The 18,005-nt window shown below is 26.9% G+C and carries 13 protein-coding genes; 5 read left to right on the top strand and 8 right to left on the bottom strand.

The window, feature by feature from the left end; genetic code table 11:
• Positions 1–112: 112 nt before the first annotated feature.
• The 7 genes from ACNI3D_RS08140 to ACNI3D_RS08110 are packed head-to-tail and all read right to left on the bottom strand — an operon-like array spanning position 113 to position 9,307.
• Positions 113–1,072 carry an SEL1-like repeat protein gene (locus tag ACNI3D_RS08140; protein WP_419768933.1) on the bottom strand — a complete coding sequence of 320 codons (960 nt, stop codon included), beginning with the start codon at positions 1,070–1,072 and terminating at the stop codon, positions 113–115.
• Positions 1,050–1,628 (bottom strand): hypothetical protein, encoded by a 579-nt coding sequence (locus tag ACNI3D_RS08135; RefSeq protein ID WP_419768932.1) that lies wholly within the window; start codon positions 1,626–1,628, stop codon positions 1,050–1,052. Before ACNI3D_RS08135 ends, ACNI3D_RS08140 begins: the two co-directional genes overlap by 23 nt.
• A 14-nt stretch (positions 1,629–1,642) precedes the next feature.
• On the bottom strand, positions 1,643–3,769 hold the full coding sequence (locus tag ACNI3D_RS08130; protein WP_419768931.1) for an EAL domain-containing protein: 2,127 nt from the start codon (positions 3,767–3,769) through the stop codon (positions 1,643–1,645).
• 3 nt (positions 3,770–3,772) lie between these two features.
• Complete coding sequence (locus ACNI3D_RS08125; protein ID WP_419768930.1) at positions 3,773–6,499, bottom strand: TolC family protein; 2,727 nt, start codon at positions 6,497–6,499, stop codon at positions 3,773–3,775.
• A 2-nt stretch (positions 6,500–6,501) separates the two neighbouring features.
• On the bottom strand, positions 6,502–7,167 hold the full coding sequence (locus ACNI3D_RS08120; RefSeq protein WP_129101315.1) for a hypothetical protein: 666 nt from the start codon (positions 7,165–7,167) through the stop codon (positions 6,502–6,504).
• Between the two features lie 11 nt (positions 7,168–7,178).
• Positions 7,179–8,345, bottom strand: a complete 1,167-nt coding sequence (locus ACNI3D_RS08115) for a hypothetical protein (RefSeq protein WP_129101316.1) — start codon at positions 8,343–8,345, stop codon at positions 7,179–7,181.
• A gap of 8 nt (positions 8,346–8,353) precedes the next feature.
• A complete protein-coding gene (locus ACNI3D_RS08110; protein WP_129101317.1) occupies positions 8,354–9,307 on the bottom strand; it encodes a hypothetical protein in 954 nt (317 codons plus the stop codon).
• A 131-nt stretch (positions 9,308–9,438) separates the two neighbouring features.
• Here ACNI3D_RS08110 and ACNI3D_RS08105 point away from each other — a divergent pair, with 131 nt between their 5' ends.
• From ACNI3D_RS08105 to ACNI3D_RS08095, 3 genes are read left to right on the top strand one after another with little or no spacing between them, the layout of a single operon-like run.
• Positions 9,439–11,526, top strand: a complete 2,088-nt coding sequence (locus tag ACNI3D_RS08105) for a type I secretion system permease/ATPase (RefSeq protein WP_419768929.1) — start codon at positions 9,439–9,441, stop codon at positions 11,524–11,526.
• Positions 11,523–12,791, top strand: a complete 1,269-nt coding sequence (locus tag ACNI3D_RS08100; protein WP_419768928.1) for an HlyD family type I secretion periplasmic adaptor subunit — start codon at positions 11,523–11,525, stop codon at positions 12,789–12,791. The genes ACNI3D_RS08105 and ACNI3D_RS08100 overlap by 4 nt, the downstream gene beginning before the upstream one ends.
• Before the next feature lie 28 nt (positions 12,792–12,819).
• Positions 12,820–13,647, top strand: coding sequence for an HDOD domain-containing protein (locus ACNI3D_RS08095; RefSeq protein ID WP_419768927.1), 828 nt, complete (start codon positions 12,820–12,822; stop codon positions 13,645–13,647).
• Between the two features lies 1 nt (position 13,648).
• Here the strand turns inward: ACNI3D_RS08095 and ACNI3D_RS08090 are convergent, their stop codons facing one another.
• Complete coding sequence (locus ACNI3D_RS08090; RefSeq protein ID WP_419768926.1) at positions 13,649–15,127, bottom strand: DUF2779 domain-containing protein; 1,479 nt, start codon at positions 15,125–15,127, stop codon at positions 13,649–13,651.
• 166 nt (positions 15,128–15,293) lie between these two features.
• Here ACNI3D_RS08090 and ACNI3D_RS08085 point away from each other — a divergent pair, with 166 nt between their 5' ends.
• Together ACNI3D_RS08085 and ACNI3D_RS08080 are read left to right on the top strand one after the other, a co-directional pair.
• Positions 15,294–16,631: a sodium-dependent transporter gene (locus tag ACNI3D_RS08085; RefSeq protein WP_419768925.1), complete on the top strand. Its 1,338-nt coding sequence runs from the start codon at positions 15,294–15,296 to the stop codon at positions 16,629–16,631.
• Positions 16,632–17,969, top strand: coding sequence for a sodium-dependent transporter (locus ACNI3D_RS08080; RefSeq protein WP_419768924.1), 1,338 nt, complete (start codon positions 16,632–16,634; stop codon positions 17,967–17,969). It abuts the gene before it with no gap.
• The last annotated feature ends 36 nt before the right edge of the window (positions 17,970–18,005 follow it).

Below are 18,005 nucleotides of genomic sequence, written 5' to 3'. Positions count from 1 at the left end.
TATTATAACAGAGAGAAACTAAAATTTGAATTTTATATAAACTTAAGAATAACTTTCTTTAAACAAAAAAATTATTTTATTTAAAGTACCTATATCGGTGAAGTATGAGAGATTATTCAGGATTATTTTTTAATCTTTCTAAAAAGGATTTTGCAAATACATAATTTTGATTTTTTGATTTTTCCATCCAAAAAAGTCCTGTGCCTTTATCTTGTTCTACACCATGTCCTTCATAATAAAACAAGCCCACATAATACTGTGCTTTAGCATACCCATTTGCACCTGCTTCAAAATACCAGAAGAAAGCATCTTTATAACTTTGATTAAGTATTTCGCCTTCTCTATAAAAGTCTGCTAATTGTGTTTGAGCAAATTTATTTCCATAATTTGCAGATATTTTTAACCAATAGAGTGTTTTATCATAATCTTTTTTTGTCCCTTCTCCATTATAATACATCAATGCAAGGTTAAATGCAGCAACATCTTTATCAACTTTAGCCGCTGTTTTATACCAATAAAAGGCTTTATCTAAATCTTTCTTTACACCTTGTCCAAAATAATATAATCTTGCTAAGTTATTTTGTGCAGGAATAAAACCTTGTTTTGCAGATTTTTTGTAGAAGTTAAATGCTTTTTTCAAGAATTCTTCATTAGTATTAAACTCTTCATATAACATTGCCAAATTAAACTGGGCAATAGCATAACCTTCATTAGCAGATTGCTCATATAATTCTAAGGCCATTTTTTTATTTTTTATTGTTCCTAATCCTCTTTCATAATAGTATGCTAAATTATTTAAAGTCTTTGGATCTTTGGAAATAGAAGATTTATCTAACCAATAAAAACTCTGAAAATAATTTTTTTCAACTCCCCATCCATTCTTATACATTTGAGCCAAATTAAATTGTGCTTTATAATTATTTTCATTGGCTAATTTATAAAATATAGTGTAAGCTTTTGAATATTCTTTATTTTTGTAAAAATTTATTGCATCATCAAATTTCTCAGCTTGGAGAAAAGTAAATAGAAATACAACTATTAAAATAATTTTATTTATTTTCATTTTCTTCATCTATTTTATCTTTTATAACACCAAAAGCAAATTCATTTTTAATCACACAATTACTCATATCTTTTGTAGGTTTGATAATCTTATTATTAGATATATTTTGGACATAATTAATAAACATTTTATCTAATCTTTTATCTTTAGTAAGTTTTTTACCATCAGCAAGAACTTCATTTTTTTTGCCTAAAAAATAATCTATTCTATCCCAAACTTCATTATGATCATCAATATCATCATATTGTGAATTTTTTCCATCTGAATCACTTGTTTTTAACTCTAAAGTTGCACTTGTACCACAGTTATCTTCATCAACTTTTAGTATATATCCTTTTTTCTTTAAGATATTATAGAATAATTCTATTTTAGTAACTTCAAGTTTATTTCGGTAGGAGTCAACAATATATTCACTATTTGGAACATCTTTGAAAGCCAGTTTACTAGCGTTTAAAATTTCATCTTTTGTATATGCTTTAAAATATCTATTTGTTACTAATTCTTTATTTGCACATCCATTAAATAATAGAAATATTAAAACTGTACCTAGATAAAAAAACTTCATATTTAAACCTTTCATTAATAACTACTATTCCCATCAATACCCATAGCAAAACAGATTTCTAAATCATTTAAATCTTTTATATTATCACCCAAAATAAGAGTATTATTTGCTTGCCCAAAGTTAACTATTGATCTTAAAAAATGTTTTTTATCTCTATCATTTGAAACATTTGTTGTATAGTCTTTATTAATTCTTAAATAATCTAATTTAAAACTTTTCAACTCATCAAGGGTAAAATCATTTGAACTATATCTTTTCAAAATAACTTTTGCTCCAAATCTATGAACCTCACTTACAAAGTTTTTAAATACATCAATATTAGTTGAAACATTATAAGAAGTTAAACTAAATACCAAATACTTTGTAATCTCTTTATCTAAAATTAACAGTGAATGTAACCAATTAATAAACTCCTTATCTCTTAATGAAAAAAGTGATAAGTTTATAGCTACAACATGACTTATTTCATTTGACTTGATATATTGAACAACCCTTTGAATAACTAATTTATCAAAATCAACTGCCTTATCAATTTTTTCACAAATTGATATAAAAGTTCCAATTTGAAATCTCTCTTGATTTTCATCATATATTATAGGAATAACTTCCCTCATGATAGTTTTTTCACCAAATCCATTACTTTTTGTATCTAGCCCAAAAGTAATTTTAAAAGAGTTATTACTAATTATATCTCGAACAGTTTGTTCTAAAAATAAAAACTTATCTAATACTTCTGAAGAGTTAACAATATTGAAAGTTTCTCCACTATCTTTTACTTTGTTATAAGATTCTGTCATAGATTGAAGAATAGAGTTTATTGTTCCATATTTATCAAATGGAATAAAACTATAATAAGCTAACTTATCTTTTATCTCATATCTTTCTTTAACTTCGTTAAATTCTTCTTCTAAATCAGTACAATAGTCTTTTACTTTATCTTCACTTTCATCTTTTATTATTATTGCAAACTCTGAACCAAAAAATCTATAAAAAGTAGATTTACTAAAGCCGTGTTCTGAAAATTTATTTTGTACTGTATTAGAAAATTCCTCGATTAAGTGGTTAGCTAAAGCGGAACCATTACCTTTTGTAAAAGAGCCTAAACAATCAAGTTTGATTAAGCCAATATAGCCACTAGAAGCTAGTATAAACATGTTTTTTAAGTCTAGTTCAAAAACTTTTTGGTTTGGTAGTCCTGTTAAATCATCTGTAAAAACTTTTCTTTCTAGGATGTCTTTATTTATATTAAGTTCACTTAAAACTGCTGAATATTTTTTTAATATTTTACTCAATAAGTCTATTGATTCATCAATATTAGCATCTCCACTTTTTTCCATTGGTTTATTTGACATATTAGTATCTAAAACCTCTTTTAAATACTCTTTAAACATAATAACATTTTTTAAAGTTACACTTTTAGAAAAGTAATAATAAATCAAATAAATAATTATAATCATTAAGAAAATAGCAATAATAGAATATAAAATATACTCATCATACAATTTTGATAATTTGTTTATTAATACACTATTATCTATTAGGTATTCTAATCTACCCAATTTTCTATTAAAAAAATAGATATTTGAACTAGAAATAAGATTTTTATCAATACTTTTTAAATCAAATCCTTCCCTAGCTTTTTCATAAAAAAAGTTCAATTTAGAAATAGCATTTAAAGTTTTATCATCTTTATATAAAAAGAACTTAAGAGATAATGGTTCTTTTGGATTAAAATTTACACTACTATTTAATTTATAATAATTATTAGGTTCAATATTGACATACCCTACTCTAGCATCTACACTTACATCATTGACTTTCCAATTAGAATAATGGGGATATATTGAGTTTTTTATTAATGCTTCTTTTGTAAATAAATAGTTTTCAAAAAAGATTGATATATATTTGATATTTGTATTATTTAATGTCATATCAAGCATATTATTGATTACTTCTTCTTGATTTAATAAAAGATTCTTTTGTAAAGTACTTATTAAAAATTCTCTATTTTTCTGATTAGTTTTTTCAAAGTTTGATTCTATCAGTGCTTTTTCAGAAGAGTACATTAATGATATTATAAATAAAGATATAGAAATAATTATAAAAGCTACAAATATAAAAATCTTATTTCGTATTGTCATTTACTACTCTTTTACAATTTTTGCACTAGATTGAATATATGGATGATATTTATCTAAAGCTTTTAAAGCATCTTTCTTACTATTAAAAGTACCTAAAGTTATCTCTACTTCTCCATCATCTAAATCTTTTATATTATAAACTTTTAACTCATACCTATTTAAAAACCAATTTACTTTATCTTTTTTGATTTTTACAGCACTTATCGTGTATCTTTCTAAAGTTGCTTCTTCTTTATCTTTTTTTTGTTCTTCTTTATCTTTTTTCTCTTCTTTTATTGAAGGTTTATCTTGAACTCTTTTTTGAATAACTTTTTTTGTTTTTGCATCTCTTAATTGGGTTTTTGTCTCTTCTGAAAGTTTAACAAACTCTCCTTTTTTCGTAGAAAAACTTGGAGTTCCTAATTCTAAATCAGAATATTTTTTATATAAATCTTGTTTGTTTTTAATACCTTCAATAATAGGAAAATATTTATCTTTTAAATCATTAGATAATGAAGCCAAGGCGAGTTCTGCTTTTTCATAACTATCATATACCCCATAAACAATTTTTATCCACTCTTTTTTGGGACCATATCTAAAAATAAATGAATTATCATAAAGATTCTCACGCTCAACTAGTCTTACTACGCTATCAAGATTTGATAAAGTGGCAAGATTAATTGTATAATAATCTTCATTTGCAAATAAGAATTTATCTTTGAACTCTTTATTTGTGAAATATTCTGAAGGAGCTTTTGGCACCATTTTAATTGTTCTAGTCTCAACTAATTCTTTTGGTTTTAATTGATCATAACCATCTATATATTTTTTATATAAATCTTTTATTTTCCCAATTGATACAACTTTATACTCTTTGTTTTCAACTTTTTTCAATGAATCCACAGCAGTATTAGCATCTTTTTTTGTTTCAAAAATACCATATGCCAAGACATTTTTAAACTTATAGTTTTCTAGTTCATCCACCATGAAAGATTTTTTAGAGAACTTATTACTTTTTATATAATTAAAAGTATCATAAATAGATTTGAACTTTCCAATATAAATTGTAAAATAATCATCATCAGTATCTAAAAATTTATCTTTGAATTTTAGAATATCTTCTAAAGTATCAACTTTTTGAATTGCAGCTTGTTTTTCTTTTTTCTCTTTTCTTTTTGCAAATTTCATTAAATCTACTTGTTCAGCACTTAATGCTGAGTTTTTCTTTTTATAATTGCTTCTTGTAAAATCTATAAAATTATCTTTTGTAGGGTCTAATTGAAAATGAGCTACAAGAGCACCTGACTCAAATAATAGTTTATAATAATCATTTAACCTATTTTGATAAGATTCTATCAAAGAGACTTGTGCAGTATTTAATTGTCTTTGTGCAGTTAAAAGTGTTAGTAAATCTTGTTCTCCATTTTTAAAAGCTTCCCAATAAGACTCCACTGTAACATTTGAAGAATCTACTTCATCAATTGTACTTTGAATAGAATCATCTTGTGAATGCAAAGATTGATGCAAGTTTGAAATTATCCATTTTAGTTTTCTTTTTTCTTCTTCAATTTTATATCTAACTTCTCTAATCGTACTATATACTGATAAAACCTTGTTATAGTCTTTGTCCCCGTTATATAAGTTATACTTAACTTTAATCATTGCAGAAGTTCTATTTTGAATATAAAGGTCTTCAGGTAAAGCATCTTTGCTAAATATTCTTGTACTAGATAATTCTAAATCAACTTTAGGCTTAAATGAAGACTGTGCACTTTTTAATTTATTACGCTCAGATTCAATAGTCAATCGATAACTAACAATATTCAAATTATTTTCAAAGCTCTCTTCAATCAACTTTTCTAATTCACCAACTTTTATTTTAAAGTTGTACTCATAAGGTAAAGTATCTTTGAATTTTTCTCCTGCAATATATTCATAATATCTCAAGGCCTCTACAAACTTAGAGTTTGTTTTACTAAGTTTTGTTTCTGCATTTGAAACACTAGCCTTAATAGAATTCAGATCTCCAATAGTAGCAGCACCCAAGTTATATTTTGTTGTAACTATTTCCAATATTCTTTTAAGTGATTTCATATTAGATTCTGTAACTAATAATGATTGGTGAGAGAATACAACTCCCAGATATGCTTTAATAGCATTTTGAATTTCTGTTGCTATTGAAAGTTCATATCGATTTTTTGCAACTTCTAAACTCTTTTTTAGACCTTTTATTTTATATTCAGTAGCACCACCTGAATATAAATTTTGTTTTAATTGAAGTTTTATTGTTTCATCATTATATTTATTTGCTTCAGTATTACGACCATCATCACTTGGGTCTAATTTAGTACGAGCATTACTATATTCTAAATCAATAGTTGGTTTATATCCAGAGTACGCAGTATCCAAATCAATTTGTGCTTGTCTTACTTTTTCTCTAGCAACTTTTACTTTATAGTTATTTGAAATAGTCTCCAATACTACATCTATCAATGTTACCTTTTCATATTTTTTTACATCAGCTGTAGTTTCTTCACTAAAAATTTTTTTCAAACTTTTTTCAATAGGTTTAGAAACAATTGCAGTCTTTCCTATATCTTTTCCTGAAATTCTCTCCATACCCTTAGTCTTTTCAACAAACTTTTTTGCAGTTACTTCTACTTTTACAGACTCATTATTATTTGAGCTATTAGCAAACAATAAATTAAATGAAATAAATATAAATAAAATAGATAATTTAATTATTTTCAACACTACTTCTTCTCTACTTTAAGAATAAGATAACCAAATTCATTCTTATTATTAATATTTAAACTCTTTGGATTTAGTAAATCAACTTGAACATCTTTTCTTTTATAATTAAGCTTTCTAACAAGATTCCTTGCATTTAAAGTACGAGCTAATGATATTTGTTTCATCACCGTAGCACTAATTTGATTTGTAGGATCAACAGCACTTACTTGAACAATATGATTAGGATATTTCTTTTTTACTTTTGCAATAAAATCTTTAATTTGGACAATAATTGGATCATCTAGTTTTATAGTATTGCTTCCAAAATTAATCACAAGATAATCATCAGATGATATTATTTTTTGTTTTGTATTATCATCTTCATAAATTCTACTTAAATCTTTACCAGCACTTTGTATATCACCAATATCTTCTGTTTTTTCTATAGGATCATCTATCTTTACATCAATTTTTTCTTTTTTAGAAACTTGAGAGGTACTATTTTGAAGAATTAATTCATTTGTAGCAATTGTTCCAGTATAAGAAACTTTGAATTTAAACTGTGCATAATAAGCGATATTAACAATAGTAATCAGTAAAAAAAGTAGCAAAACCAATATTACAGAAGAAAAGATATCAACAAATGGTGGCCAAGGGTTAAATTCTTCAACGCGTTTTTTACCCATTATTTATCCAATTACTTGTTTTCAATTTTAGATAGTCTTGCATCAAATTTATTCATAAAGTCCATCATCATTTCATTGTTCTGATTTTGCACTTCCAATAATTGTCTTATATTTTTATTTTGACTTGTTGCAATATTTGCTAAGCTTTGTATTGATTCATCTAAAGTATTAGAGTTACTATATTGATTTATATTTAATTCTTTGATTGAATTATTAATGCCTTCCAATAAAGTAAGTTGATTTCCAGTTATTTTTGAACTTGATTCCAAGTTATCAGATAAAATTTTAAATAAAACTTCATTTGCTTCACTACTTTTTTTAAGATCATCTTTTAATTCACTCATGGACTCAGAGAAGATATCTAAAAACTTACGAATAACAAGTTCCCCAGAAATACCACTATTTTGATTAGAAGAACTTACAGCATTAGTAACAGTTGTACGAATTCCTGAGGCCTCATTGAACTGTTGAATTACTTCATCAGATTGGGTATCAATGATTTTACCCTTCATCCAATCTTCTATACCCTCTATAAAGGTTTCTTGATTTCTACTTAGGATATATGTCTTTAAACTTAAAATAATAGCAGTAGCAACACCAAATAATGATGAACCAAATCCAATTGCCATACCACTTAAAGGTCCTGAAAAGCTACCAATAACTTCAGTTAAATTAATATCTCCACCTAGAGATAATACAATAGCACCCATTTCATCAATTGATTTTAAAAGTCCTGTAAATGTTCCAAAAAGACCTATCATTAAGGCAGTTGCTGTAAAGAAGTTTATATATATCTTTTGATTTTCAAACTTCTCTTCCAACCAAGTTGTAACATCTTTTGCTTCGCTTTGAGTAAAATATAAAGTACCAGATTTTGCTCTTTTATAAAACATATGAGCAATATTTGCTGGCATAATTTTATCAATACCATTTAGATAATAAATTAATTCATCGCCCTTTTTATATGCCAATATCCCAAATGTACCAGCAAGCATTGTTAATCTAAATGCCGCATGATAAACAATAACCATACCAATTCCCAAAATTGTAAGTACAGCAATATTAAAAGTAAGAGTGGCCATAAAAAAGTTTATGAAACTATCAAAGTTTGAAAAAACTAAGAAAAATATAAAAAGCCAAAATATAAAATATATTTTTAATATTTTAAGTCTTCTCATTACTTACCTTAAAATAAAAATAAAATGATAGATATTATAAGCCCTAAAGCAACTGTAGTTACAGTATTTGTCATATTTTCAGCAATATGAACAAATCCACCACTACTTTCTGTAGTTTCTCCTACTATCATATAACCAATTTCTGCACCATTTATATCTGTAATTTTCTTTATTGATCTAAAATAACCATCATCAACAATATATTTTGACTGTAAAAATTTATGAAATTTTTCTTCTTCAATATTTTTAATTGTTGTTGAAAAAAGAGTATCATATCTTGCTTTTTCAAAAATAAATTGTTCGTTTATCTCTTCATATCTATTATTTTTGTATTCTAAAGAGATAAAAGGCAACATCTTTTTGTCTAAAATAAAAACATAATCACTACCTTGTCTTAAAAAATCACTTTGAAAAGAGTGTATTGAATCTCTAAATTCAACAACACCAAAAACTTCTCCATCTCTTATCAATGGAGAAAGATATGAATAAAATACACCTTCTGGTAGAACTTCTGACCCAAAAAGAGGTTTTCTTGTGTTTATTACAGTATTGATTGTATTTCTTAATACTTTATCTTTATTTTCAACATTATAAATTTTTATTTTTAAATCTGGATACCCCATTTTTAAAAATTCTTCATTTAAATAATTTGAAATAGCTTCAAACATTATTTTATTATTGTTCTCAATTCCACCTAATAGAGTTCCATTTTGTTCTATAGAAACAAATAATTTTTCAAACTCTTTCTTTTTATTTTCTATTCTTATTTTTAGAATGTTTTCATAATTTTTAGTCATACTTGCATATACTTCTTTTGAAACTCTGTCTGTCATTGTAGTTATAACATACATACAAAAAAAGATTCCCATAACAGATAACACAGTTAAGGTAGTAAACCACATACCTTTATTCTTTTTAAGCTTTGCAATTAATTCTTGAAGTCGCTTGATAAATGTAAACATTCTTAATTATTCCTAAATTTTAATAAGTGGCAATGATACATTATAGAAACATAAGTATAACTTAAATTATTACTTTTCTATAAGGATATTTTAGTTAAAATCTTCCCCATTTTACAATACTAAGGTTTATTTTGAATGCTATAAAAAATCTTCTACCTACTTTTAAATATATGCTAGATTTTTACTATGGTGAAGTTAGTGTAAATACCATATTAAGTTTAGATGCCATAAAAGATGATGATTTTGATATTGACTCAATTTTTACAGTTTGTGAACAAATTGGATTAATATGTATCAAAAAAGATTTAAATGCACAAGATATTCCCTCACATTTCCTACCATGCATAATAATAGATGAAAATAACAACTCTGTAATTTATAGAAAAAACATAGCAAATAAAAAAATAGAAATATATGATTCTTTGAGAGAACAAGTACGTGAAATCAGCTATAAAGAGTTAAAAAAATATAATACAGCAATTTTAATTTTTAGGGAAGATACAAAAAAAGAGTTATTAGATAAAACCATCGATAATAATTGGTTTTGGAACCCCATTAAATCTTTTTGGAAGTCTTATGTTGAAGTTGGTATTTTAACTTTTTTTATTAATATCTTTGCTTTATTTACACCATTATTTACAATGATTGTATATGATAGAGTTGTTCCAAATGCTGCTTATGATACACTTTTTGTATTAAGTCTTGGTCTAATAATTGTATTGATTTTTGACCTTGTATTTAAAAGTGCAAGAAGTCATATTGTTGATAAAACTGGTAAAAAACTCTCTATTTATTTTGAAGAAGCACTTATGAAAAGAGTTTTAGCTTTGCAAGCACAATATGATGTGATGATGACAGGAGCTAAAGTTAATTTGTTTAAAGAACTTTCAACTGTTCGAGATTTTTTTGCAACTAGAACGATTATGCAATTGATTGATTTCCCATTTTTCTTTTTTGCTTTGATTACTATATTCTTGATTTCATCAACTGTTGCTATGGTTCCACTTTTTATTTCAATAACTATAATAGTTATAAATTTATCTTTACAAATACCTATTTCTAATTTGAGCAAAAAACATCTGGACAATGTACAATCTAAACATAATTTTTTAATTGAATCTATTCAAGCAACTGATACTGTAAAACTATCAAATGCCTTATCTTCTAAAATTTTCAAATGGAGAAGTATCATCTCACATACGGAAGATGTTCAAGTGAAAATACAAAAAGTAAATACTTTTGCTATTAATATTTCACAATCACTTATTCAACTAACAACAATTCTTGTAATAGCTGTAGGAGTATTTGAAATATCAAACAAAAATTTAAGTGTGGGTGGATTAATTGCTGTAACAATATTGGCAAGTAGAGCAATGGTACCAGTTATAAATATCTCATCTATGGTCATAAAGTTTAAAGAGATAAAAGACTCACTTACAAATCTTAGAGATTTTTGGAGTTTGCCATTAGAAAATGAAAAGAATATTGAGATAGGACTTGGGAAACTACATGGAGATATCGAACTAAAAAATGTCTCTTTTTACTTTAAAAATGCAAAATATCCATCATTGGATAATATTAATATAAAAATAAAGAGAGGTGAAAAAATAGGAATTATTGGCCAAACAGGTGCTGGTAAATCTACTTTATTAAAATTGCTTACAGGTTTACTTCATCCAACACAAGGTAGTATTTTTATAGATAATCATAATATTTCAACAATACATCCTGTTGAAATAAGGGATAATATAGGGGTAATGGCACAAGAACCATTTTTATTTAATGGAACATTAAAAGAAAATATTGAGCTATCAAAACCTATTAGTAAAGAAAAGATGATGGAATTAATTAAATTGACAGGATTAGAAGATTTAGTTAAAAAAAGTGGTCAAGGTGATGGTATACCTGTAGGTGAAAGAGGTTCTAATTTAAGTACAGGACAAAGACATTTAGTAGGTCTTGCAAGGGCAATAGCAAATGACCCATCAATTTTGATTTTGGATGAACCAACAACAGGATTAGATGTTGGATTAGAAAAAAAATTAATGCTTAATTTGAAGAATATTGTAGAAGAAAAAACTTTGATTCTGATTACACATAGATTTGCAGCTTTAGAATTAGTTGATAGACTTATCGTTATCAATGAGGGTAAAATTGTAGCTAATGGACCAAGAGATGCTGTTCTACAAGCCCTAAGAAATCCAGAGGTAAAAAGATGAAGCTATATTACCAAGATGAAGATTGGAACTACCAAATAGTTGTTTATCCTATGATTTTATTTGTACTGATTTTTTTTATTTGGGCTACATTTACAGATATTGATGAAGTAGTAAAAGGAGAAGGGAAAGTAATTCCATCAGGGCAAACAAAAATACTACAACACTTTGAAGGTGGTATCATATCAAAAATTTTGGTTCAAGAGGGAGATAGAGTAAAAAAAGGTGATATCTTATATAGAATCAAAAATAAATATTTTATGGCAGATAAAAAATCACAAAATTTAGAAATTATGGCACTTAAAATAAAAGCTAAAAGACTAGAATCACTAATTGAAGATAAAGAGTTATCTTTTCCTTCTGAATTAACTTTTGATATGGATAACATAATAAAAAATGAAGTTGATATTTATAATGAAGAGATGGCAAATAAAAAAAGATTAATTGGCATTGCCCAAAATCAATTAAAACAAAAGAAATTAAAACTAGAAGAATTAAAAACCAAATTTTTTAATATTCAAGTTGAATTGGAACTTGCAAAAGAAAATATGGAGATTCAAGATGCTTTACTTAAAAAAAATATTATTTCAAGAAAGAATTATTTAGTAGAATTATCGAAAAAACAAACACTTGTAACAGAAATACAAGAATTAAAAAGTAAAATTCCAATTGCCCAAGAAGAGATAAATGAATCTGAAAAAAAATATAAAAATGTAAATTCTGAAATATTATCAAAAAACTTAAAACAATTATCAGAAGTAAATCTTCAGATCAAACAAATAGAAGAAAAATACAAAGCAAGTGAAGATAGAGAATTAAGAAAATTTGTTATAAGCCCAGTAAATGGAATAGTTAATAAACTTTATTTTAATACAGTAGGTGGAATAATTAAACCAGGAGACAATATAGCAGAAATAACACCTATAGAAGACTCTTTGATTATTGAAGCAAAAATAAGAGCATCAGATAGAGCACAAATATGGCCTAACCAAAAAGTTTCTATAGAAATAACTGCTTATGATTTTTCAAGATATGGTTTATTAGAAGGTAAAATTATATCTATATCTCCGGATAGCACAGAAGATAAAATTGGTAATCTGAACTACTTTATAAAAGTAAAAGCAAATAAACTTGGATTTGATAATAAAACACCAATTCTACCTGGTATGGCTGCTAATATTAATATTTTAACAGGTAAAAAAAGTATTTTAAGATACCTAATAAAACCATTAAAAGATATAGCTAAAAACTCTTTAACAGAGCATTGATAAACAACTATTTTATTTAAGGATTTATATGACATACATTGAACTTTTAAAAATGATTGACACCTTGGCTCCTTTGCCTAAAACTTTACTTGATATAGAAGATTTTAAAAGCACCAATAATTATGATATTGAAGCATTAAGTAAAATTATAGAACAAGATCCTCTTATGGTTTCAAGTATATTAAAAACAGCAAATTCCGCAATGTTTGGATTTGTGAGTAAAGTTGATACTTTAAATAGAGCAGTTAATTTATTGGGTGTTAATTTTACAATTTCTATTGCTTTAGGAAGTGGTATCAAAAGAGCTTTAGATAGTGATTTAAATGCATACAATGCTTCAAGTGATGAGTTCTTGAGAATAGCAAATATGCAATCAAATCTTGTGAACCTTTGGATTGGAAAACTTGATAATGAACTAAGAAATGAATTACTTTTGTCTGCTTTTTTACAAGAAAGTGGAAAATTTATTATAAATAATGCCATTGTAGAAGAAAATAAAACCCAAGAGTTCTCACAAAAGATTTTAAGTAATTTTGACAAATTAGAAATCATTGAAAAAGAATATGTTGGTATGACAACAGCAGAAGTTACTTCTGCTATATTTAAACACTGGAATTTGACTAAAAATATCATAAATTATATAAAATTCAGTGACAACCCAGAAAAAGCTTTACCAGAGCATAAAAAGCATGCTCAAATTTTACATGTTGTAAAAAAACTATGTAATATAGTAAAACCGTTTGATTCTAAAATTATTGAAGAAGCAGTTGCAAAAGCAGAAGAATTTGGTTTTGATAGTAAAATACTAAGATCTGCTATTTCAAAGATGGAAGATAGAATTTTAGATGAAAATTAAATTAGACTTGCTTTCTTAATCTTGCCAACACCTTCACCATAGCCAAAGTATCAAGTTTACAATACTCTAAAAGTGCACTTCTAAGTTTCTTTTTATCGCCCTCTTCTAGCTTACTCATACGTGCAAAGGCATTCATAGCTTGACTTCCATTTTGTACACCTTCAAGTTCTTTGTAAGCTTTTTCAAACTCTGGTACAAGTGCTGGTAATACATACTTTATGGAGTAGCTTCCATTCATACTAGCAGTTACATACCACTTCTTTTGAAAAGGTGTCATTAAGTCTTGTATGTTTTCATTTATAGCCAATAAGTGCTGTTCAAGGTCTGTAAATGTGTTTGCTAGTCTTTTTATCACACCTTTTTCAAAACTCATGTTATAAGCTAATACTGTTACATTATTTGGTATATCATCACATAACTTTTGGGCTAGTTCGAATCTACTATCAACACTATCTTGTGCCAAATACTCTTTATGTTCTAATTTTCCATCTTCATATTCAATATGAAGTGAATATTGAAAAGGGATTTGTTCAAAGGGTTTTAGTCCTTTATACTCTGGTATGGCTTGTTGATAGGTTTCAAAGTCTAAGTGATAGATTGGGTAGGTTAGGTTTTCTAAAAAGGCTTTGATATTTTCTTTGTCTATGTAGCTTGCTTTTGATTTATAGTTTTCTATTGCTTGTTTTTGAATAGTAGTCATATCAAAATCTTCTGGGATATCAGCAATATCTATGATACCATTATTGTATAGTTCAATCTGCTTCTTACTTCCAAGATTGAAGATATTAAATATAGAATAATCAGGTATATCCCTTTGCCCTTTCCAACAATAGTTTTTAGCATCACATTCATAGGGTTTGTTACAATGTTTTCCTATATCAATATTTGGCTCATTTTCTTTATCATTCAAATATATTTCAAACTCTTTTAATATGCTTGGAATATTTGTCTGTAAGTTTTGCACCTCACTTGTAACATCAACTATCTTAAAAAGCTTATTTAACTCTAAAGACTCACCTCTTACATACTCACTATTTATATGTACTACACTTGCACTTTTTATACTAAAGCCTAAGTTTTGTAAAACATAATACTGAATAGATACATCATGAAGATATATATCTTTTACCTCTGTAGAGCTTTTAACTTCATAGATAGATACTTCACCATTAGAAATAGTCAAAATATCCACCATGACTAAAATACCCTCGTAGTTAAAAGTAGCTTCATAGATACTAGACAATCCCTCATCAAGCCACTTTTTAGTTGTAGCTATCATCTCATAATAATCTCTAGTAAAAGGCACTTCTTTGCCATCAGGAAAAAGCTCACAAGCAAAGTCCCCTACTATATTTCCTGTTTCAAATATAGCCTGTGCTTGCTCATCTGGTGGTGTTAGGACACTTGGTTTATATTTTTTAAGCCAAAGGGCTTTGGGGCATTGAATACCTTTTGTGTAGAGAGATTTAGAGAGATTCATTTACTTACTTTCATCATTCAAATTTAAAGTTTTATTTTTTTATATGATAACATTAATAAATATATTTTAAATATATACTTGACAAGATTTTAGGATAATTTTACTCATTACATAAAAATCTCATTTACATTTCACTATAATTACAAAAATTAAAAAAAAGGTTTGTATGGTTAATAAATTCTCACGAATCGGATTTATTTTAGCAGCAGCTGGTTCTGCTGTTGGACTTGGTAATATTTGGAAGTTTCCTTATATTACAGGAGAATATGGTGGAGGTGCTTTTGTACTAATTTACCTTGTTGCTATTTTGTTTATTGGACTTACTGTATTTCTTGCAGAAGCTGTAATTGGTCAAAATGGTCAAGCAAATGTATCAACTTCATTTGTAATTATGTCAAAATCTAAAAATCCAAATTGGAAACTAGCTGGTTTTATGGTTGCAACAGGGTTAATTGTTCTATCTTTTTATTCTGTTGTTTTAGGTTGGATTTTAAATTATGTTGTAAGTTCATTTGATACCTTACCTACAAAAACAGAAATTGCTGGTGCAAAATTTGAAAACTTAATTTCAAATGATATTGGCTCTCTTCTTATTTATCATACTTTAATTGCGGGGTCTGTTGTTTTTATTGTATTAAAAGGGATTAAAGAAGGGATTGAAAAAATCAATTTGATATTGATGCCCTTACTAGGATTAATATTAATAGGTCTTTTAATTTATGCCTTTACACTTGATTCTTTTTCTAAAGCAGTATCTTTTATGTTTATTCCTGATTTTAGTAAAATTGATGGAAATGCTTTATTAGCTGCATTAGGACAAGCTTTTTTTACATTGTCTCTTGGAGTGGGTACTATTTTAACATATTCTGCATCATTATCTAAAAAGACTAATTTTGTTAAATCATCTTTTTATGTAGCAGCAGTTGATACTACAATTGCAATTGTAGCAGGATTGATTATCTTTTCTTTTCTTTTTGAAGCAGGAGCACCAAGTGCTGCTGGACCTGGACTAGTGTTTATTTCTCTTCCAGTTATTTTTTCAGGATGGGGATTATTAGGTCATATAATTGCTGTGTCGTTTTTTGTTGCTTTAGTTTTTGCAGGAATTACATCAGCTGTTTCAATGATCGAACCAGCACTTAGGTTTTTTATTGAAAGATTTAAAATCACAAGGGCAAAAGCTACAATTATATGTGGTTCAACTTTTTATATTTTAGGTATAGTTGCCCTACTTTCTATGTCAAAAACCTATGCAGATGAGTTAACTTTTTTTGGGAAAAACGCCTTTGATATTATGGATTTTATGACTTCATCAGTTATGATGCCCCTTGCAGCAATTTTAACTTGCGTATTTTTAGGGTATTTTGTTGATAAAAAACTTTTAGAAGAAAAATTCTTAGCACACTGTTCATCAAGTGTTTTTAATACTTGGTATTTCTTAATTAGATTTGTTGTTCCTATTGCTATTGTAATTTTATTATTAAATAAATTAGGAGCTATATAGATGAAAACAGGATTTTCAAGAGTTGGATTTATTTTAGCAGCAGCAGGATCTGCTGTTGGTCTTGGTAATATTTGGAAATTTCCCTATGTAACAGGTGAAAATGGAGGAGGAGCTTTTGTACTTATTTATTTGTTAGCTATTGCTTTTATTGGTCTAACAATTTTTATTGCAGAATCGTATATAGGTAGAGAATCAAGAGCAAATGCAGCTGCTGCATATCAGATTGTTTCAAAATCAAAAAACAAAAACTGGAGATGGGCAGGATTTCAAATATTTTCTGGAATTGTAATTTTATCTTTTTATGCTTTTATTATTGGTTGGATTTTAAATTATATCATTATATCTTTTACAGGACTTCCAACTACTTTAGAAGAATCCAAAACAGTATTTACAACCTTAATTACTGAAAAAATAGGATTACAAATCTTATTTCATACTATTGTTACGGCAACAGTTATTTATATTATTTTAAAGGGTGTAAAAAATGGTATTGAAAAATTAAATTTAATCTTAATGCCTTTACTTGCAATTATTCTTTTGGGTCTATTAGCATACTCTTTTACTCTTGATTCTTTTTCAAAAGCTTTAGAGTTTATGTTTATGCCTGACTGGTCAAAAATAGACGAAAATGCGATTTTAGCAGCTGTAGGACAAGCATTTTTCACATTGTCTCTTGGTATGGCTATTATTATTACTTACTCTGCTTCTATGCCAAAAGATGGAAACTTTATAAAGTCTTCTATAATGGTTGCAATGGTTGATACAGCTGTTGCATTAATTGCAGGAGTTATTATCTTTTCTTTCCTATTTGCAGCAGGTGCAAAAAGTACAGCTGGTCCTGGTCTTGTATTTATATCATTACCACTAATATTTGGAGGATGGGGAATATTTGGACAAATAATTGCCTTAGCTTTTTTTGTAGCCTTATTATTTGCTGGAATTACATCAGCAGTTTCACTCCTAGAGCCACCATTAATGTATTTAATGGAAACATATAAAATAACAAGAAAAAAGGCAACGGTAATTGCTGGTTCATTTTTTTATATTTTAGGTATTTTTGCTTTATTATCTATGAGTAAAGAGTATGGTTCTTTATTAACATTCTTTAATAAAAATTTATTTGATTGGTTGGATTATTTGACATCTTCTATAGCTATGCCAATATCAGGATTTATAACTTGTATCTTCTTAGGTTTCTTTGCAGATACAAACAAATTAAAACAAATCTTTACAAAATATGTTCCACAAACAGTATTTAAAATCTGGTTTGTTTTAGTAAGATTTATTGTACCTATTGCAATAGTTTTATTGTTTTTAAATAAACTTGGAGTGATATAAAAAGTAAGTTAGGCTATTTAGCCTAGCTTATTCTAA

The sequence above is a fragment of the Arcobacter siniprincipis (SeqCode) genome (assembly GCF_048571125.1).
GTDB classification, from domain to species: Bacteria; Campylobacterota; Campylobacteria; order Campylobacterales; family Arcobacteraceae; genus Arcobacter; species Arcobacter siniprincipis.
This window is presented reverse-complemented; position numbering and strand designations above follow the sequence as displayed.